This is a genomic window from Mycobacterium sp. Marseille-P9652 (assembly GCF_902652685.1).
Lineage (GTDB): Bacteria > Actinomycetota > Actinomycetes > Mycobacteriales > Mycobacteriaceae > Mycobacterium.
On sequence record NZ_CACRUY010000008.1, the window covers coordinates 106,342 to 123,885 of the forward strand.

The 17,544-nt window shown below is 70.5% G+C and carries 18 protein-coding genes; 9 read left to right on the top strand and 9 right to left on the bottom strand.

Annotated elements, in window-relative coordinates; translation table 11 throughout:
* Positions 1–13 precede the first annotated feature (13 nt).
* From GPY60_RS07245 to GPY60_RS07260, 4 genes are all read left to right on the top strand, one after another.
* Complete coding sequence (locus GPY60_RS07245) at positions 14–433, top strand: DUF302 domain-containing protein (RefSeq protein ID WP_156686955.1); 420 nt, start codon at positions 14–16, stop codon at positions 431–433.
* 71 nt (positions 434–504) lie between these two features.
* Positions 505–1,710 carry a M28 family metallopeptidase gene (locus tag GPY60_RS07250; RefSeq protein WP_197283579.1) on the top strand — a complete coding sequence of 402 codons (1,206 nt, stop codon included), beginning with the start codon at positions 505–507 and terminating at the stop codon, positions 1,708–1,710.
* Between the two features lie 109 nt (positions 1,711–1,819).
* On the top strand, positions 1,820–3,184 hold the full coding sequence (locus tag GPY60_RS07255) for a wax ester/triacylglycerol synthase domain-containing protein (protein ID WP_156686956.1): 1,365 nt from the start codon (positions 1,820–1,822) through the stop codon (positions 3,182–3,184).
* A gap of 189 nt (positions 3,185–3,373) precedes the next feature.
* Positions 3,374–3,664, top strand: a complete 291-nt coding sequence (locus GPY60_RS07260; RefSeq protein ID WP_156686957.1) for an ANTAR domain-containing protein — start codon at positions 3,374–3,376, stop codon at positions 3,662–3,664.
* A 69-nt stretch (positions 3,665–3,733) separates the two neighbouring features.
* Here the strand turns inward: GPY60_RS07260 and GPY60_RS07265 are convergent, their stop codons facing one another.
* Positions 3,734–4,480, bottom strand: a complete 747-nt coding sequence (locus GPY60_RS07265; protein ID WP_156686958.1) for an IclR family transcriptional regulator — start codon at positions 4,478–4,480, stop codon at positions 3,734–3,736.
* 67 nt (positions 4,481–4,547) lie between these two features.
* Here GPY60_RS07265 and GPY60_RS07270 point away from each other — a divergent pair, with 67 nt between their 5' ends.
* On the top strand, positions 4,548–5,888 hold the full coding sequence (locus tag GPY60_RS07270; RefSeq protein ID WP_156686959.1) for an FAD-binding oxidoreductase: 1,341 nt from the start codon (positions 4,548–4,550) through the stop codon (positions 5,886–5,888).
* Positions 5,889–6,710 carry a DAPG hydrolase family protein gene (locus GPY60_RS07275; RefSeq protein WP_156686960.1) on the top strand — a complete coding sequence of 274 codons (822 nt, stop codon included), beginning with the start codon at positions 5,889–5,891 and terminating at the stop codon, positions 6,708–6,710.
* A gap of 28 nt (positions 6,711–6,738) precedes the next feature.
* On the opposite strand, the gene GPY60_RS07280 is transcribed toward GPY60_RS07275, so the two are convergent.
* From GPY60_RS07280 to GPY60_RS07290, 3 genes are all read right to left on the bottom strand, one after another.
* On the bottom strand, positions 6,739–7,179 hold the full coding sequence (locus GPY60_RS07280) for a DUF6941 family protein (RefSeq protein WP_156686961.1): 441 nt from the start codon (positions 7,177–7,179) through the stop codon (positions 6,739–6,741).
* A gap of 141 nt (positions 7,180–7,320) precedes the next feature.
* Positions 7,321–7,665: a DUF732 domain-containing protein gene (locus GPY60_RS07285; RefSeq protein WP_156686962.1), complete on the bottom strand. Its 345-nt coding sequence runs from the start codon at positions 7,663–7,665 to the stop codon at positions 7,321–7,323.
* A 139-nt stretch (positions 7,666–7,804) separates the two neighbouring features.
* The gene (locus GPY60_RS07290) at positions 7,805–9,616 is read right to left on the bottom strand and encodes a DUF4407 domain-containing protein (RefSeq protein WP_156686963.1); all 1,812 of its coding nucleotides are present in this window, start codon (positions 9,614–9,616) and stop codon (positions 7,805–7,807) included.
* 237 nt (positions 9,617–9,853) lie between these two features.
* Between GPY60_RS07290 and GPY60_RS07295 the strand changes: the two genes are divergently transcribed.
* The 3 genes from GPY60_RS07295 (at position 9,854) to GPY60_RS07305 (ending at position 11,427) form a co-directional block, all read left to right on the top strand.
* On the top strand, positions 9,854–10,411 hold the full coding sequence (locus GPY60_RS07295) for a hypothetical protein (RefSeq protein WP_156686964.1): 558 nt from the start codon (positions 9,854–9,856) through the stop codon (positions 10,409–10,411).
* Positions 10,412–10,480: 69 nt separating this feature from the next.
* The gene (locus GPY60_RS07300; RefSeq protein WP_197283575.1) at positions 10,481–10,909 is read left to right on the top strand and encodes a type II toxin-antitoxin system Rv0910 family toxin; all 429 of its coding nucleotides are present in this window, start codon (positions 10,481–10,483) and stop codon (positions 10,907–10,909) included.
* Between the two features lie 92 nt (positions 10,910–11,001).
* Complete coding sequence (locus tag GPY60_RS07305; RefSeq protein WP_156686965.1) at positions 11,002–11,427, top strand: hypothetical protein; 426 nt, start codon at positions 11,002–11,004, stop codon at positions 11,425–11,427.
* Between the two features lies 1 nt (position 11,428).
* Here the strand turns inward: GPY60_RS07305 and GPY60_RS07310 are convergent, their stop codons facing one another.
* The 5 genes from GPY60_RS07310 to malQ all read right to left on the bottom strand — a co-directional run bounded on the left by GPY60_RS07310 (position 11,429) and on the right by malQ (position 17,411).
* The gene (locus tag GPY60_RS07310; protein ID WP_156686966.1) at positions 11,429–11,710 is read right to left on the bottom strand and encodes a LapA family protein; all 282 of its coding nucleotides are present in this window, start codon (positions 11,708–11,710) and stop codon (positions 11,429–11,431) included.
* A gap of 65 nt (positions 11,711–11,775) precedes the next feature.
* On the bottom strand, positions 11,776–13,521 hold the full coding sequence (locus GPY60_RS07315) for a molybdopterin-dependent oxidoreductase (RefSeq protein WP_156687000.1): 1,746 nt from the start codon (positions 13,519–13,521) through the stop codon (positions 11,776–11,778).
* A gap of 327 nt (positions 13,522–13,848) precedes the next feature.
* Complete coding sequence (locus GPY60_RS07320) at positions 13,849–14,319, bottom strand: nuclear transport factor 2 family protein (RefSeq protein WP_156686967.1); 471 nt, start codon at positions 14,317–14,319, stop codon at positions 13,849–13,851.
* Between the two features lie 13 nt (positions 14,320–14,332).
* Positions 14,333–15,211, bottom strand: a complete 879-nt coding sequence (locus GPY60_RS07325) for an LLM class F420-dependent oxidoreductase (protein WP_156686968.1) — start codon at positions 15,209–15,211, stop codon at positions 14,333–14,335.
* Positions 15,212–15,260: 49 nt separating this feature from the next.
* Positions 15,261–17,411 (bottom strand): 4-alpha-glucanotransferase, encoded by a 2,151-nt coding sequence (gene malQ / locus GPY60_RS07330; protein ID WP_156686969.1) that lies wholly within the window; start codon positions 17,409–17,411, stop codon positions 15,261–15,263.
* Positions 17,412–17,544: the final 133 nt, after the last annotated feature.

The following is a 17,544-nucleotide window of genomic DNA, read 5'->3' on the forward strand; positions in this document are numbered from 1 at the left end:
AGGAGTAGTCGCCATGGAACTGGGAATCTCGACGTCGCTGCACAGTTCGTTCGAGGAGGCCGTCGCGCGCACCCGTGCGGCGCTCGCGGAGCAGGGTTTCGGCGTGCTGACCGAGATCGACGTCAAGGCCACGCTGAAGGCCAAGCTCGGCCACGACATGGAGGACTACCTGATCCTCGGCGCCTGCAATCCGCCGCTGGCGCACCGCGCGATCGACGCGAACCGCCAGATCGGGCTCCTGCTGCCGTGCAACGTGGTGGTGCGCAGCGACCCCGACCACGCCGGCACGGTGCTGGTCGAGGCGATGAACCCCGCGATGCTCGTGGAGGTGACGGGCGAGCCGGCACTGCGCCCGATCTCCGAGGAGGTCACCGGCAAGCTGCGGGCGGCCATCGACTCGCTCGGCCGCAGCGCCGCGGTGGCGGGCGCGTAGGACGGCAGCGAGGCGCCGATGTCCTAGGCCAGGGCCGGCCGCGCCGCGTTCAGTAGGGTGACGACGTGCATGTGACCGCGATCACCGCGCTACCCGGCGAGCTGGCCACCATGCGCGAGGTCGTCGAGACGCTGGCGCCGATCGAGCGCGCCGCGGGGGAGCCGGGCGAACGGCGGGCGGCCGAGTGGATCGTCGAGCGCCTGAACGCGGCCGGCGCCCGGAACGCGCGCATAGAGGTCGAAGAGTTCTATGGCGGCTACCCGCGACTGCACGCCAGACTGTCGGCGGTCGGGGCGGTGGCGGGCATCGCCGCCCTGGTCACCCGCCGCCTGCGCGCGCCGGCCGCCCTGGCCGGGCTGGGGGCCGGCCTGGCCATCGCCGACGACTGCTCGAACGGCGTCCGGTTCGCGCGCCGGGCCATCGAAAAGCCTTCCACCACATGGAACGTCGTCGCCGAGGCCGGTGACCCGGACGGCGAGCGGACGGTCGTCGTGTGTGCGCACCACGACGCCGCGCACAGCGGGAAGTTCTTCGAGCCGGGCTACCAACGGTTCTTCGTCGAACGCTTCCCCGGGATCGTCGAGCGAATCGACACCTCGCTGCCCAACTGGTGGCCCTCGATATTCGCGCCGGCGCTGGCCGGCATCGGCGCGCTGCGCGGCAACCGGAAGATGATGCTGGCGGGTGCGGCGGCGAGCGCGGTGGGCGTTGCCGTGTTCGCCGACATCGCCAGGAGCCCGATCGTCCCCGGGGCCAACGACAATCTGTCCGCGGTCGCGCTGCTCGTCGCGCTCGCCGAGCGCCTGCGGGAGCGACCGGTCCGGGGCGTGCGGGTGTTGCTGGTCTCGCTCGGCGCCGAGGAGCAGTTGCAGGGCGGCATCTACGGTTTCATGGCGCGCCACAAGGACCGGCTCGACCGCGACCGCACGTCGTTTCTGAACTTCGACACCGTCGGCTCGCCCGAGCTGATCATGCTCGAGGGCGAGGGCACCACCGTCATGGAGGACTACTACCACCGGCCGTTCCGCGATCTCGTCGTCCGGGCCGCCGAGCGCGCCGAGGCGCCCCTGCGGCGAGGCATGCGGTCGCGCAACAGCACCGACGCGGTGTTGATGAGCCGGGCGGGATATCCGACCGCGTGCTTCTCCTCGATCGACCGCCACAAGGCGCTGTCGAACTACCACCAGATGACCGACACCCCGGACAACGTCGTCTACGAAACGATCACGCACGCCATCACCGTCGCCGAGGCGGTGGTGCGCGAGCTGGCCCGCTGAGCCGTACGGGCCGGTCCGCACAGTCGACGAACGGCACCACTGGTGAGGACCAAAGTCTGCTGACCCCGCGCGCGAGCCGCCGTAGGTTCTGTGCAAAAGGGAGCAGACCATGACGTCATTCATGCGCGCGAGCGACGCCTTCACCTGGGCGATGGAGACCGACCCACGGCTGCGGTCGACCGTGGTGAGCGTGGTGCTCCTGGACCGCTCGCCGGACTGGGACGAGGTGCGCGAACGCTTCGACCTGATCAGCCGCAAGCTCCCCATGTTCCGGCAACGGGTCGTCGAGTCACCACCGCCGACCCCGCCGCGCTGGGAGTACTACCGGGACTTCGACCTCGACTACCACCTGCGACGGATCGCCCTCCCCGCGCCGGGCACGCTCGACGACGTGCTCGAGCTGGCCCGGGTGGCCGAGATGCAGGACTTCGACCGGGCCCGCGCGCTGTGGGAGACCACCTTGATCGACGGCCTCGAAGACGGCGGCGCGGCGATGATGTGCAAGTTCCACCACGCTCTCACCGACGGCGTCGGCGGCGTCCAGATCGCCATGCACCTGTTCAACCTGTCCGAGGCGCTCTACGAGCACGAACCCCTGCCGCCAGAACCCGAGGTGTCGAACCCCGGGCCGCTGAGCGGATACCGCGACACGTGGCGATACGACGTCGGTCTGCTCGGCAGCGCGGTCGCGGGGGCGGTCAGGGGCGCGCCGCGGATGGTGGTCGACACGGCCCGGCGGCCCGTCGCCACGGTGCGATCCGCCGCGTCCACCGCCGCATCGGTGTACCGCACCGTCCGGCCGATCGGCCGGCCCGGTTCGCCACTGGTGACCCGGCGCGGTTTGACCCGGCGCCTCGGCGTGCACGAGGTGCCGATGCCGCTCCTGCGGGAGGCGGCGCACCGGTGTGGCGGGGCGCTCAACGACGCCTTCGTCGCCGGCGTGGCCGGGGGCCTGCGCCGCTATCACGAGAAGCACGGGGTCTCCGTCGGCGACCTGCACCTCACGATGCCGGTCAGCCTGCGCACCAAGGCCGACGACATGGGCGGTAACCGGATCACCCTGATGCGCTTCGACGTACCCGTCGGCGAGGCCGACCCAGCCGCCCGGATCAAGGCCGTCCACGAGCGCACGTCCACGGTGCGCGGGGAAGGCTCGCTGCCCTACACGCAGCTGATCGCCGCCGCGCTGAACCTGATGCCGCGCTGGTACATCGGTTCGGTGCTGCGCCACGTCGACTTCCTGGCCAGCGACGTGCCGGGCGTGCCCGTGCCCGTCTTCCTCGGCGGGGCCCCGGTGCGCGCCCAGTACGCCTTCGGTCCCACGATCGGCGCGTCGGTCAACGTCACGCTGCTCACCTACGTCGACACCTGCGCCCTCGGAATCAACGTCGACACCGCCGCGATCCCGGATTTCGACGTCTTCCATGACGCGCTTGTCGCGGGCTTCGACGAAATACTGGCGCTGGCACGCTGATTCGCGGGTCCCGGAACGGTCACGGGCTCGTATCGATATGGCCCCATGGGGTGGCACAGCCCGCCGATTGCACAAATCATGGCACAGGGCGCCCTTGAGGACCGAGTAGCCGCGACGATGCGCAGCGCATGGTTTCCTCCCGCCGTCGGGTGGCGGATATCGCTGGGGCGCAACAGGAGGTACCACAGCATGATGGCGAACTGGGTTCCAGCCCAGACTTCGTGCGGCCCGAACTCCGGCCGCATTCTCGACACCGCCCGGGGCATCCTGATCGGGCTGCGCCGGTGCCCGTCGGACGCAGCGTTCGACGAATTGCACACCGCCGCACTACGTCACAAGGTGCCGGTGTTCGCGATGGCGTGGGCGCTGGTGCACCTGGCCGGCGATGGCGAGGAGACGCCCAGTTTCGAAGAGGCACAGTCGGCGGCACGGCACGAGTGGGGTGCCCTGTTCGGCCGGACCGCGGCGATGACCCACTGAGCCGAGCTCGAGCGGCCGGGTTCTCGAGGGGTAACGCGGACGGCGGGCTAACTGGCGTGACGGCGTGACTCAGCGCGCCCACACGGGCGAGCCGGCGGCCTTGCGGAGCGCCTGGGTGATGCGCCGCTCCTTGTGCCGGAACCGCTCGGAGGGCGCCGGGACGGAGATGGCGACCACCCCGTGGGCGGCGGTGCGTCGCGCGATGGCCGCCGCGGAGATGCCCGGCGTGTGCTCGTCGCGGTCGAAAGCAAGGCCATTGCAACGGATCTCGTCGATCTCGTCGCGCAGCCGGTCGGCGGTTTCGGGGTCCAGGCGCGACAGGACGACCCGCGCTTCTGCGTCGTCGAGTGCCGCCAGGGCCGCCTTCCCGTTGGCCGTCGACTCCAACGGGAAGCGGACACCGACGGCCGACACCGCCCGCAGCCGGTGTGTGGACTCGATCTGGTCGATGAACCGCATCCGCCGCCCCCGCAGCACCGACAGGTCGACGGTCTCGCCCCCGGTGGCCTGCGCCACGCCCTCGATGGTCGGACGGAAGATCGCCGCAATGCGGGCGCCGTCGGCCCGCCCCATGCCCAGTAGCCGCTCGCCGACGGAGAACCGGCCCCGGGAGTCGACGCTGGCCAACCCGACCTCGACCAGGCCGACGAGCAGGCGGCGAGTCGTCGATTTGGCCAGCCCGAGCCGCTCACCGAGGTCCACCAGGCGCAGTTGACCGGGCTCGGCGGCGATCTCGTCCAGCGCGGCGGCGGCCCTGCGTAACACCTGGATGCCCTCGTCGCGTCCAGTTGGCGAACTGTCCCCCGTATTCGACACACGTCCACTATAGTGATCCGCACAGCGAATCAGCAAAGACCGAAATGCGGTTCAAAGGAGAGGCAGTATGGGCGCGCTTCCGGCCGGGCGGCATTACTTCCGTGGCGACGAGGGTTACGAGGACGCCCGCCGCGCCACCGTCTGGCACCAGGGCGTGCCCGAGCGCTACCCCGAGGTGATCGTCCAGGCCGTGGACGCCGACGACATCGTCGCCGGCCTGCGTTACGCGAAGGCCCACGGACACACGGTCAGCATCGTCTCGGGCGGACACAGCTTCGCGGCCAGCCACCTTCGTGACGGCGCCGTGCTGCTCGACGTCAGCCGCCTGGACCACGCCACCATCGACGCCGAGAACAAGACCGCGGTCGTGGGCCCCGGCAAGGGCGGCAGCCTGCTCATGGCCGACCTCGAGGCGCAGGGCCTGTTCTTCCCCGGCGGCCACTGCAAGGGCGTCTGCCTCGGCGGTTATCTGCTGCAGGGCGGGTACGGCTGGAACAGCCGCGTCTACGGGCCGGCGTGCGAGAGCGTCGTCGGACTGGACGTCATCACCGCCGACGGCGAACGGATCTACTGCGACGCCGACCATCACCCCGACCTGTTCTTCGCCGCACGCGGCGCCGGCCCCGGGTTCTTCGGCGTGGTGACCTCGTTCCACCTCAAGCTGTACCCGCGCCCGGCGGTGTGCGGCACCAGCGTCTACGTCTATCCCTGGGACGTCGCCGACGAGATCTACACCTGGGCCCGAAGCATCAGCGCCGAGGTCGATCGCCGCGTCGAGATGCAGGCCATCGCCACCCGCAGCCTGCCCGAGATGGGCATCGACACCCGCGCCATCGCCTTCGCGTCGCCGGCGTTCGCCGACTCCGAGGAGGAGGCAGAGCAGGCGCTGGCCATCTTCAGCACCTGCCCGGTGGTGGACAAGGCGCTGGTGAAAGTTCCCTACATGCCCAGCGACCTGCCCACCTGGTACACCGCGGTCATGACCCACTACCTCGACGACCACCGCTACGCGGCGGACAACATGTGGACCTCGGCGCCTGCGGAGCAGCTGCTCCCCGGCATCCGGACGATCCTCGACACGATGCCGCCCTCCCCGTCGCACTTCCTCTGGCTGAACTGGGGGCCGTCCCCCCAGCGCCAGGAGATGGCCTACAGCGTGGAAGACGAGATCTACCTGGCGCTCTACGGCTCGTGGAAGGATCCCGCCGACGACGCCAAATACGGCGACTGGGCGGGATCGAACATGGCCGCCATGTCGCACCTCGCGACCGGCATCCAGCTGGCCGACGAGAACCTGGGCCGCCGGCCCGCCCGCTTCGCCTCCAACGAGGCGATGGCCCGCCTCGATAAGGCGCGCGCCACCTACGACCCCGATGGTTTGTTCAACAGCTGGATGGGACGGCTCTAGATGACCGGCGACCTCTATCTCGGCTATCGCCACGACGATGCCGACACGCCTTTCGGCAAGTTCTTCAAGCCCGAGATGGCCCCGCTGCCCAGGCACGTCGCCGAGGCGCTGGAGCACGGTCCGCAGGGGGGCATGGCCCTGCTGGCCTTCGAGGATGCCGCAAGCGTCGCCGCCCCGGGTTACCAGCAGACCGAGAACGGCTACGGCGTGCTCGACGACGGGAGCCTGCAGGTGTCGGTCCGCACCGACATGCCCGGTGTCACGCCGCCGATGTGGGCGTGGTGGTTCGGCTGGCACGGGTGCGACACGCGCCGGTACAAGCTGTGGCACCCGCGTGCTCACCTCTCCGCCGCCTGGAGGGACGGCAGTGCGGATGAAAGGGACGCGGGCCGGCGGGGTGACCGGCGATACGTCGGGCGCTGCTCGCTGATCAGCGAGTACATCGGCTCGAGCTTGCTGCGCGCCGCAATCCAATTCGTCGCGCCGTCGGCGATGGGCCTGCCCGCGGACGGCGGCGACGCCGTGGCCATCTGCGCGAGGCTGGGGTCGGGGGACGCGCCGGTCGACATCGGGTGGTTCGTCCACCACGTCCGGTCCACCCCGTCGGGCGCCGAAATGCGGTCGCGGTTCTGGATGGGCGGCCCGCACATTGCCGTCCGCAACGGCCCCGGCGTGGCGTCGCGGGCCATTCGACCCATCGCCTCGCGGATCATCGGGTCGCCGGAGGTCATGGCCCGAAACCTGCTGGTGCACTGCGCGCAGGAGATGAACCACCTGGCCGGATTTCTGCCCGAGCTCTACGAGGTGTTCGGCGAGGAGTAGCGCTGGGGACCGGAAGCGGTTGCGCCCGTTACCCGGACGGCTGGGGCAGACCGATGACCACGAACGCCTCGACGGCCGTGGCGTGCCCGAAACCCTCGACCTCCACGCGCCACTCGTAGATCCCCGGATCCAGGGGAATGCCGGCGGGGATGTTGAGGGTCAGCGGCATGCGCACGGACGTCCCGTGGATCGCCCCGGGCGGGCGACCGGCCTCCGCGGATGCTTCGAATGAAATCAACTGCGGCCCTTGCGGTCCCATGATCTCCACCGGCTCTCCGTCGGTGGTGAGCAGCTGGCATTTCAGCTTGTGCTGCTTGTTGGTCTCGTCCCAGTCGATGTCGAGGAACACCACCAACGCGAAAGGGGGAGTGGGGGTTTGGCACTGCCGCCAGCCCAGCCCGAGGGCGTGGACTTTGCCGGATTGGGCGTCGGCCTGGGCCGCGTCCGCGAGGAACAGGCTGATTTTCATGCGCCGCCCGAGGCGGGGGTCGATCTTCCGGTCCTCACCGCGACATCCCGCCCTCCGATTGCCGGCGAATCACGGAACCCGGCCGGGCCCGTCGGCTGGATATTACGCCTGGGCCGGGCCCGCCAGTCCGGCTGCCCGCGCTCAGGCGTTGCCCGGCTTCGGGGCCTGGGTGTCCTCCACGGGGGTGAGCTTCTGGGGGCAATAGGCCTGGGCCGCGAGCGCCGCGAACTTCGCCGCGCCGTCGCCCTGGAACCCCGGATTCTTGTCCTGCAGGTTCTTGACGATCTCGAAGCCCTCCATGCCGTTGTCGGCGAGGTCGCACACCGACTTGCCGGCCGCCACCGCCCGCTCGGGGCTCATGTAGACCAGACCGGCCTGGCTGAGAGTGTTCAGGAACGCCTGATCTCTGGCGGTGAGGTCGGCGTGGGCCGGGGCGGCGGTGCCGATCGCCACGGCGACACCGGCCAGCAGCAGTACCTTCTTCATAGTTCCGAGATTCTCGCAAAGTGGGGAGGCGATTGCATCCGCTGCGACGAACGGAACGTTAACGCAGGCTGCCCGGCGGGTGAAATGCCAATGATTCTGAGTGGCAGCACCATTGGCCGCCTTGAAGCGAGCGAATCGGCTACTCCGCCGGCGGCAACTGCCGGGGCCCGTCGGGCGCGTCCAGCTCGCGGGGCCCGTCGCGCTCCATCAACTCCAGACGGGCGTCGCGCCCGCTCGACCCCAGCGTCCGGCGACCCGCGCCCTCGGCGGATATCTCCCGCATCGACGCATGCGCGGCGTCGCCGGCCGCGTACCCGGCGGCCCCGTGGTCACGAGCGTGCTCGCCGCGCGACGATGCGACCCGCCCGGGCGCGGCGGCCGCGGGGCGGGGCTCCGCGCCGCCCGGGTCCGTCGCTTGGGAGTCGAGGGTGACCTTGCGAGTTCGCTTGAGCGAGAACGTGATCTCCTCCACCTCCTCGAACACCTGGCGCGCGGTGCGCAGCGGCGCGGTGGTGTTGTCGATCACCCGGGCGACGAACGGCGGCACCAACGGCCGAACCCAGCGGGCGGCGGCTTTGGTGGCGTCGGGCAGCGACGGGATCAAGGGGGTGGCCCGCTCGCGGTGCGGTTCGACGTCGGCGACGGGTTCGACCGGCGCCGGCAGGCTCTCCGGCGTGCCGTCGTCTGTCGCGCCCGCGGGATATCGCGTGATCGCCCGGCTCGCCGCTTCGGCTTCGGCGGCAATCGGCAGATACATGTCGTCTTCCTCCGGCGGTTCAATCGGCGGGGCGGGCTCGAATTCGCGCCGCGACGACGCGGGCGCGGGCCCCTCGATGGCCTCGGCAACGCGGCGGCGCTGCCGCTCGCGGTCTATCTCGATCTGCGCCTCGACGGCGAGGCGGGCCTGCGTGAGTTGGTGCTCCGCCCAGAGGATCTCGGCCTCGCGGCGCACCTCGGCGCGCTTGACCGCGATCGCGGTGTCGGCGTCGAGCTCGGCGCGTTCGCGCTCCGCGCGCGCGGCCGTCCGCCGGTCGTGTGTCGTCTGGCCACGCCACAGCCCGAGTATCAGCGGCAGGACACAGAGCAGCGCGCACGCCGCGCTCGTCGCCAGCCGCAGCGACAGCGCCCCGGCGCCGGCCAAGTCGTTCATGGCGACCCAGCGGGCACCCAGACCCCGGCCCGCGCCGGCGGCCGCGTTCCGGCGCGCCTCGTCGAGGGTTTGCCGCTCGCGCGCGATCGCGGCGTCGAGACCGGGCGCCCGGGAGTCGCGGGTCGCGAGGGCAACGTCCAACTGTCGTTGCGCGTCGGCGAGAAGGTCGTTGGCCGTGCGCGTTTCGGGCCCCGGGCCGGGAACGCCGGTGATGCGCGTCTGCGGGCAGGCCGGCGTCGGGTTGTACTCGCAACGGGCCACGACCAGGGCCTTGTCCTGCTGCTCGCGGGCCTGGTCGACGGCGCGGTCGAGCGCGGCGCGCGCGTCCACGTCCTGCTGCAGCGAGGCCGCCGCCCGGGCCACGGCCGGCGTGGAGTCCGCGTTGCGCAGCGCCGTCTCGTCCAGGCGGTGATCGATGGGACCCGCGAACACCGCGAGCGACGCCAGTTCACCGATCAAGACACCGGTCGCCAGCGCGACGGCGGCGCGGGCCGCGATGCCCCGCCGGCCCCGGTGCGGCGCCCCGACGGTGCCCCGCGTGACCGCCCCCACGAGCAGCCCGAAGAGCAGGGCGAGGGGCAGCACGGCCGCCAGCGACCACCCCGTCGACTGGCGAAGGGCCACGGCGGCGACCGCCCAGGCGAGCAGCGCCCCCACCAGCACCACCGCGCCGGCGACGGCGTAGGCGGACCGCTCGTGGGGCTCACCCGGCTCGGCGCGGTGACCGCCACCGAGCCACGGGAGCAGGCTTCCGGCGCGGGACACGGCGGCGGGGGACTCAGCGATATCGTGGGCGCCCATAACTGACAAACACCTCCAAGCCGTCAAGCCTCCCAGCCCGCCGCCCGACACACCGAACCGAATAGCCCTGCTGTGGTGGGGTTCACAACACTTTCGAAGGCGCGCGCGTCGAACCGGCGTGGTAGCCGCACCCCGGGCTTCGACCCCGGTTTGCCAGGGGTTGAAGTTTCCGACTCGCCGCGACGCGAACTCCGATCAGCGGCCGTTCCGGCGGGGGACGTGAGACGGTATAAGCCTATGCAGAACCTGGATTATGTCACCTACGAGGAGTTCGGCCGCCGATTCTTCGAGATCGCGGTCACTCCCGAGCGCGTCGCGGCGGCGCTGGCCGACGTTGCGGGCAGCGAGTTCGCGATGGAGCCGATCGCCCAGGGCCCCGGCAAGATCGCCAAGGTCAGCGCGCACGTCAAGATCCAGGAGCCGCGCGTCACCCGGCGTCTGGGTGACAGCATCACCTTCGTCATTCACATCCCGCTGTCGATCGACCTGCTCGTCGACCTGTGGCTCGACAAGCAGCGCTTCGTGGTGTCGGGGGACATCGCCCTGCGCGCCACCGCCCGGGCCGCCGAGCCGTTGCTGCTGATCGTCGACGTCTCCAAGCCGCGGCCCTCCGACATCACCGTCAACGTGTCGTCGAAGTCGATCCGCGGCGAGGTGCTGCGCATCCTCGCGGGGGTCGACGGCGAAATCCGGCGCTTCGTCGCCCAGTACGTCGCCGACGAGATCGACGCGCCGCATTCCCAGGCCGCCCAGATCATCGATGTCGCCCACCAGTTGCAGGAGGTCTGGCCCTAGGCGCCGGTTTTCCGATCTTCTCCGCCGGGTATCAACCTTGCGACCCACCGTCTGGAGGAGGAGTGACACTTGGCGCAGGTAAACGTCTCCATGGCGTCGGATCTGGACCCGGAAGCCGCGTGGAAACTCGCCTCCGACCTGCGCCGGTTCGACGAGTGGATGACGATCTTCGGCGGCTGGCGCTCACCGGTCCCGTCCAAGATCGAGAAGGGCACGTGCGTCTCGTCGTGCGTCAAGGTCAAGGGGTTTCGCAACGTGGTCCATTGGGAGGTCACGTGCTACGACGAGCCGAACGGCATTGAGCTCCAGGGCCGCGCCCGAGGCGGCATCCGCATCGGGGTCGGCCTGAACATCGACCCCGACCACGGCGGATCGGAGTTCCATCTGCGGGCCGACCTCAGCGGGGGCGTGCTCAGCGGCCCGGTCGGCGGGGTGGTCGCCCGGGTGCTGCGCGGCGACATCCGCAAGTCGGTCAACAACCTGGCCGCCCTCCAGTAAATACGAGCCGCAGCGACCCGTAAGGGGTGCGGTCCCGGCGCCGGTGCGTTAAGTTACGCCGAGCAGTCGCACAGGACACTCGGGAGGTCCGCATGGCTCGTCGGTGGTTGTTGGTCGCGATCGTTTCGGCGGTGGCGTTGTCAGCAGGGTGTTCGGGGGGCAAGTCGACGCCTGCCGCATCGACGACGACCCAGTCCACCGGCAAGTCGTCGTCATCGACATCGTCGACGGCGGCAACCTCCAGCGCGACCAGCTCCAGCGCCGCCGCGCCGGCGGCCCCGCTCGACAGCAACCAATGCGTCGATGTCACCGGCGCGTTCGCCGACCTGCTGACCGCGAACGACAAAGACGGGGCCCGAAAGGCCGCCACCACCCTCGAGGGCTACAACCCACCGTCCGACGTCAAGGACGCCATCGAGCACTTCGTCACCACCGGCGGCGCGCATTTCGACGACCCGGACTACACCAAGAACCACAACGCCGTGGACGGCTGGGTCAAGCAGGTGTGCCCCAGCTGAGTCAGGACCAGCGGGCCGGCGGCAGCGCGCCGTCGACCGTCATTTCGCGTTCGGCCTGACGAACCCGCCGGCGCTCCATGGCAAGCCACGACATGCCCGCGCCGACGGTGAGCAACCCGATGCTCGCCACGTCGACGCCCAAGCGGACGTGGCCGAGGGCGAAGTTGGCCACGGAGGCCAGCAGCGTCAGCACGGCGGCCGCGACGACGACCAACCGGGGTTTCCTCTCGACTCGCTCTTCCAGGTCGTGCGCCGATTGCGGAGTTCTGGCGGTCCGTCCCATGCAATCTGAGCTACCCGAATTGCGTTTTCCACAAACGACTTCGGCGGACGGTGGCGCCGGGGCGCTCAGAGCGTCTGGTGCCGCCCGAAATACTTGTGGTCCTCGCTGTAGCCGCCATAGCCGCTGCCGATGTCACGGAAGTCGGCGACGAACTCGATTCCCTTGATCCACTTGACCAGTTTGAAGCCGTGTTGGAGCTCGTTGCGCAGCCGCAGCGGCGCCCCGTGCATGTAGGGCAGTGGCCGGTCGTTCATGTTGTACGCCAGCATCGTCATGTGGTGGTCCATCTGGCCGATGGGATGGGCGTTGTAGTAGATGCCGCCGGTGGCACCGAGGCCCAGCGAATAGAACACGACCCACTTCGCCCCGGGCAGTGGTTTGACGATGTCCATGATCGTCTTCATCTGCACGCCACCCCATTTGGCGACGCCGGACCACGCCTGGATGCAGAAGTGCTGCGAGATCTGGTCGTGGTAGGGCAACGCCTTGAGGTCGTCGAGCGAGAACTCCATAGGATGCTCGACGAGTCCGTAGACCCTCAGCCGCCAGTCCCGGAAGTCGTTCTCCTGCAACTCTTTGTATTCCACCGTCTCCGGCAGCCGGCCGTTGCGCCAGTGGTGCGGCGAGATGTCCTTCTCGGTGAACGCGCCGGGCTTGGGATCCAGCCGTTCCAGGGATCGCTGGAAGGGCCCGACGAGCGCGGAACCGACGCGCTGGATGACCCGGGGGTGCCGGATCGTGAAGGGAGTGGCCCAGACCCACGCGACCGCCGTCAGCACCATGGCCGCGACGAACAAGCAGAAACCCACCCAGCTGTTGTCGTCGCGGGCGGCGAACATGTGGTTGAGGTTGCGCAGCGCCTGCGTCGCGAACACCAGCGTGACGTGCACGACGATGAAGAACAGGAAGTAGGCCAGCACCAAGAAGTGCAGCGAGCGCGCGTGCTGGATGCTCAGCCGCTTGCTCAGCCAATGGACCCGCTGGGACAACGCCGGCGACATCCCGAGCCCGGTGAGCAACGCGGCCGGGGCGGCGATGAAGACGGTGGTGAAGTAGGCCAGCACCTGCAGGGCGTTGTAGGCGACCCAGCCGTTGTCGGTGGGCCAGTGCTCGACCGAAAGGTATTGGATGGCAACGGAAGCCGCATTCGGGAAGACGGACCAGCTGGTGGGCACGATGTGCCGCCACTGCCCGGTGCTGAACAGCAGCACGTAGAACACCGCCCCGTTGACGAGCCACAGCACGTCCATGCCGAGATGCCACCAGCGGGCCAGCCCGATCGAATGCCGGAAGCCGGGCAGCCCGAATTGCGGTGGCAGGGCGACGGTGTCGGAGTTCGCGGTCCAGTATTCGTCGTCGGGGACCGGTGGACCCACCCGCAGCCACTCGTCCTTTCCGGGCGTGGCGTTGCGGCTGAAGTACAGCCGCGGGTGATCGCAGAGGATCTGGATCCCCGACCTGATGATGAAGACCATCATGAACAGGTTGAAGAAGTGGGTCCAGCCGAGCCAGGCGGGAATGCCGGGCGTCTTGGCGTGCGCGTCGACCCCCGGGTAGCGCTGGATGAACGCCTGAATCGAGGGCATGTTGTACAGCCCCTTGCCGATCGCGACCGCGGCCACCAGGAGGGCGAAGCCGATCGGGATGAGCCAGAGCAGGTTGAACCACCGGTCGCGTCCGACCCGCAGCTTTGGCGCCGACGCGCGTCGGGTGAGGTCGAAGCCCCCGCCGTACGTCTGGAGGTCGATGGCGTCCTCGGCGGAATGGATTTCGTTGCGGTAGCCCGGGTCGTCCGTCAGCGGCCTGCCCACCGCAAGCGTCTGGCGTCCCGGGCCCTCGGCGGTCCCGGCGTGCAGGCCCCGGTGGTCGGTGTCCGTCACGATGTCGAAATTACACGAGTCGGCTTGGATAAATCGGAATCGATCCGCAGACGGCCGCCGCGCAGGGCATTTTTCGGGGCCGGCGCAGGCGGCGGGAACCGGCCGGATTGCCGATGACCGCCGCGGACGCGGATACCTGGACGGCCCCTGTGAATGTGCGCATAACGCGCTGGACGAGCCCGAGCGATGGTCGCGATCCGTCCCCCAGCTACGCGGGGGTACCCCCATCGCCCGGCGATGCCGCGCTCGCGATCGCGACTAAGCCGGGTCGTGCGGGCGCAACCGCCGAGTGGGTCGGGTCTCGATGGCGTTGATCGTCAGGGCCCGGCGACTGATCCGCCACCCGGCGTCGGTCAACTCGTACTCGTCGTCGTAGCGCAGATGCCAGACCGCGTCGAACACCTCGTCGCCACGGCGGTCCCAGTGGTGCGCGATGCAGGCGATGCGGCCCCGCGCATTCCCGGGCCGCGCGGCGCCGTCGTAGACCTCCCCGATGATCGCGTGCTCGGTGCGGGCAACCCCGGCCACGGCAGCGAGCGCGGCGGTGATCGCGTCGCGGCCCCGGTGAAGGTGAACCGGGTCCAGACGCCCCGGCGGCTCCGGGACCGCCAGCTCCGCGCCGTCGGCGAAAAGCGATGCGGCTTCGGCGAATTGGCGGTCGTCGACTCCGGCGGCATACCGGTGCACCAGATCGCTGAGGGCCCATCGCACGTCGGCGGACAGCGTCACGGAAGGCCGGCCGTCACGACAGGGACAGCCGCTGCGCGCACGCCGACAACATGTCCTTGGCCTGCTCGACGTCGGTGGTGGGCGGCATGCCCAGCACGATCCGATCGGCGCCCTGCTCGACTAGGCCGCCCGCGCGGTCGGCGTCGATCTTGCTGACCAGGTGTCCCAGCGAGACCTCCAGCGCGCCGGGGTCGCGCCCCACCGCCGCCGCCTCGTCGCGCATCAGCGCGATCAGCGCCGCCAACCGCGGCCCGGTCACGCCGAGCGGCTGGAATCCGTCGCCGAGCCGTCCCGCCCGGCGCGCGGCCGCCCGGCTGTGGCCGCCGATGTGCACCGGAAGCCGGTCTCCGGCAAGGGGTTTCGGGTACGACGCGACGTTGTCGAAGGCGAAGAACTCGCCGTGATGCGACGCGCCGTCGGGGTGGTCGGCCCACAGGGTCCGCAGGACGGCCAGCTGTTCGTCGGCCCGGCGCCCGCGGCTGTCGAACTCCGCACCGCACGCCTCGACCTCCTCCCTCAGCCATCCGACGCCCACGCACAACCGCAGCCGGCCGCGGGAGAGCACGTCGACGGTCGCGGCCCGCTTGGCGAGCATCACCGGATGGTGGTTCGGCAGGACGAGCACGCCGGTGGCCAGGCCCAGCCGCGTGGTGTGGGCCGCCAGGAAAGCGAGCACGTCCAGGGGATCGGGGATGGGGCAGTCCGCTGCCATGCCCACCCGTCCGGAGCTGTCGTACGGGTAGACGCTGTCGTAGCGGGTGGCCAGGACGGTGTGCTCTGCGACGACGATCGACTCGAAGCCGCACCGCTCGAGGTGCGTCGCGAACTGCACCATCCATTCGGGGTCCGCGGTGACGCCGTCGGCCACGGGGGCGACGACCGATACCTTCATGGCCGTTCAAACTACAGGGCGGATCGGGCGTGCCCGCTGATCCGGCGCCTCAGTTGGTGGCCGGCGCGATCGCCGCGCGCACCGCCTCGGCCAGGGCGGCCGCCCGCCGATCGGTGAAGACGTCTTCGAGGAGCAGGGGGCGACCGTCGGGGCCCGCCAGCGGCATCCGCCAGTTGGGGTATTCGTCGGTCGTGCCGGGCTGGTTCTGCGTCCGGCGGTCACCGACCGCGTCGGCCAGTGAGACGCCCACGAGCCGCGACGGGGTCCGGCCGACGTACCGGTGCAGCGCCACGACGACCGACTCCGGGTCGTCGTCGCCCTCGGCCAGCAGCCCACCGCGGCGCAACTCGGCCAGCCACGCCGCCAGCTCGGCGCGGCTCGCTTCCAGCTCCTCCCCGGCGGGCCGGGTCAGCAGCCCCAGCGACTCGCGCAGCCGCACGTGGTCGCCGGCCAGGTAGCCGGCGGTCGGCGGCAGGTCGTGCGTCGTGACCGAGGACAGGCAGTACTCCCGCCAGCGCTCGGCGCGGAGCGGAGCGCCGCTGGCACTTGGGTCGTCGCGGTCCAGTTCGAACCACAGGATCGAGGTGCCCAGCACCCCGCGCAGCAACAGATAGTCGCGCACCCACGGCTCGACCGTCCCGAGATCCTCGCCGACAACGACAGCGCCCGCGCGGTGGGCCTCCAGCGCGACGATGCCGATCATGGCCTCGTGGTTGTAGCGGACGTAGGTGCCCGCGGTGGGCGCGGCGCCCTCGGGGATCCACCACAGCCGGAACAGCCCGATGATGTGATCGATCCGCACCCCGCCGGCGTGCCTGAGCACCGCCCGGATGAGCGCGCGGAACGGCCGGTATTCCTCCTCCTCGAGGCGGTCCGGGCGCCAGGGCGGCTGCGACCAGTCCTGACCGAGCTGGTTGAACTCGTCCGGCGGCGCCCCCGCGGTGACGCCGGGCGCCAGCACGTCCTGCATGGCCCAGGCGTCGGCGCCGTTGGGGTGCGCCCCGACGGCGAGGTCGTGCATGATGCCCAGCGTCATCCCGGCCCGCACGGCCTGCGACTGCGCCGCCGCGAGTTGCTCGTCGAGTTGCCACTGCAACCAGCGATGGAAGTCCACGGTGCCCGCGTGCTTGCTGACGAACTTGGCGACGCCCTTGCCGCCCGGGTGCCGCAGCGACTCCGGCCACCGATGCCAGTCGCCGCCGTATTCCTCCGCCAGGGCACACCAGGTCGCGAAGTCATCGAGCGCGCGTCCCTCCCGTTTCCGGAACGCCTCGTACGCCAGCTCGCGGCCGGCCGACCGGGGCACCCCGTGCAGCAACGCGAGCGCCTCACGTTTCGCCGCCCAGGCGCCGTCCCGGTTGATGCGGTCGAGCCGTCGCGCCGCGCGCTGCACGTCGGCGCGCAACCGCCGCACGCGGCTGCGCTTGACGAGGTCGGCGAACTCCGGGACGGCCTCGACACGCAGGTAGAGCGGATTGAAGAAGCGCCGTGACGTCGGCAGGTACGGCGACGGCTCCATCGGCGCGGTCGGGGCGGCCGCGTGCAGGGGATTGACCACGACGAAATCGGCCCCGTGGCATGTCGCGGACCACACCGCCAGGTCGGCCAGGTCGGTGAGATCGCCGACGCCCCACGAACATTCCGACCGCACGCTGTAGAGCTGGACGGCCGTGCCCCAGGCCCGTCGGGCGCCCAGCCGCTCCGGCAGCCCGAGCCAGTCGGGCGTCACGATGAGCGCGGCCGCGGCCTCGCTGTCACCGGACCGCAGGTGCACCCGGTGGTAGCCCAGCGGCAGGTCGGTGGGGAGCACGAAGCTGGCTTCGCCGACCCATCGCCCCGCCAGGTCGAACGGCGGGGTGAAGTTGTCGACCTGGCGCACGCCGTCGCGCACCGTGCCGTCCTCCAGTTCCAGCCAGACCTCGGCGGGGGCGCCGTGTGTCACGTGCACCCAGAACTTCGTCTGCGCGCCCGTGCGCGCGACGATCGTCGGCGGCAACGGCCGGGCCCAGTACGACCGCAACTGCGTCACCAGCGCGACGTTCCGCTCCTGTTCGTCGCCGGCGGCCACCCCGAGTGCCGCCAGCACCGCGACCACGGTGGACTCGGGGACCGGAACTCGCCTGCCGGTCCAGTCCTCGTACTCCGTGGCGATGCCATACCTGCGGGCAAGTTCGACCAGCGAGGGGGCGAGCTCAGTCATAACGGTCATCTTGCAGCGTTCGCCGGACGACGGCCCGGCGTGCGGGGCGCGGCCGGTCCTCGCCTAGCCGTTCGCCGAAAGCTGACATTCGACAGGACGAGCAGCCGGTTCGCGGCTACCATGAGACCGTCGA

What these genes read in the sequence shown, in the direction of transcription:
- GPY60_RS07245 (WP_156686955.1), top strand. Translation starts at nt 14, where the DNA reads ATGGAACTGGGAATCTCGACGTCGCTGCACAGTTCGTTCGAGGAGGCC.
- GPY60_RS07255 (WP_156686956.1), top strand. Translation starts at nt 1,820, where the DNA reads ATGACGTCATTCATGCGCGCGAGCGACGCCTTCACCTGGGCGATGGAG.
- GPY60_RS07260 (WP_156686957.1), top strand. Translation starts at nt 3,374, where the DNA reads ATGATGGCGAACTGGGTTCCAGCCCAGACTTCGTGCGGCCCGAACTCC.
- GPY60_RS07270 (WP_156686959.1), top strand. Translation starts at nt 4,548, where the DNA reads ATGGGCGCGCTTCCGGCCGGGCGGCATTACTTCCGTGGCGACGAGGGT.
- GPY60_RS07275 (WP_156686960.1), top strand. Translation starts at nt 5,889, where the DNA reads ATGACCGGCGACCTCTATCTCGGCTATCGCCACGACGATGCCGACACG.
- GPY60_RS07280 (WP_156686961.1), bottom strand. Translation starts at nt 7,179, where the DNA reads ATGAAAATCAGCCTGTTCCTCGCGGACGCGGCCCAGGCCGACGCCCAA.
- GPY60_RS07285 (WP_156686962.1), bottom strand. Translation starts at nt 7,665, where the DNA reads ATGAAGAAGGTACTGCTGCTGGCCGGTGTCGCCGTGGCGATCGGCACC.
- GPY60_RS07290 (WP_156686963.1), bottom strand. Translation starts at nt 9,616, where the DNA reads ATGGGCGCCCACGATATCGCTGAGTCCCCCGCCGCCGTGTCCCGCGCC.
- GPY60_RS07295 (WP_156686964.1), top strand. Translation starts at nt 9,854, where the DNA reads ATGCAGAACCTGGATTATGTCACCTACGAGGAGTTCGGCCGCCGATTC.
- GPY60_RS07305 (WP_156686965.1), top strand. Translation starts at nt 11,002, where the DNA reads ATGGCTCGTCGGTGGTTGTTGGTCGCGATCGTTTCGGCGGTGGCGTTG.
- GPY60_RS07310 (WP_156686966.1), bottom strand. Translation starts at nt 11,710, where the DNA reads ATGGGACGGACCGCCAGAACTCCGCAATCGGCGCACGACCTGGAAGAG.
- GPY60_RS07325 (WP_156686968.1), bottom strand. Translation starts at nt 15,211, where the DNA reads ATGAAGGTATCGGTCGTCGCCCCCGTGGCCGACGGCGTCACCGCGGAC.
- malQ (WP_156686969.1), bottom strand. Translation starts at nt 17,411, where the DNA reads ATGACTGAGCTCGCCCCCTCGCTGGTCGAACTTGCCCGCAGGTATGGC.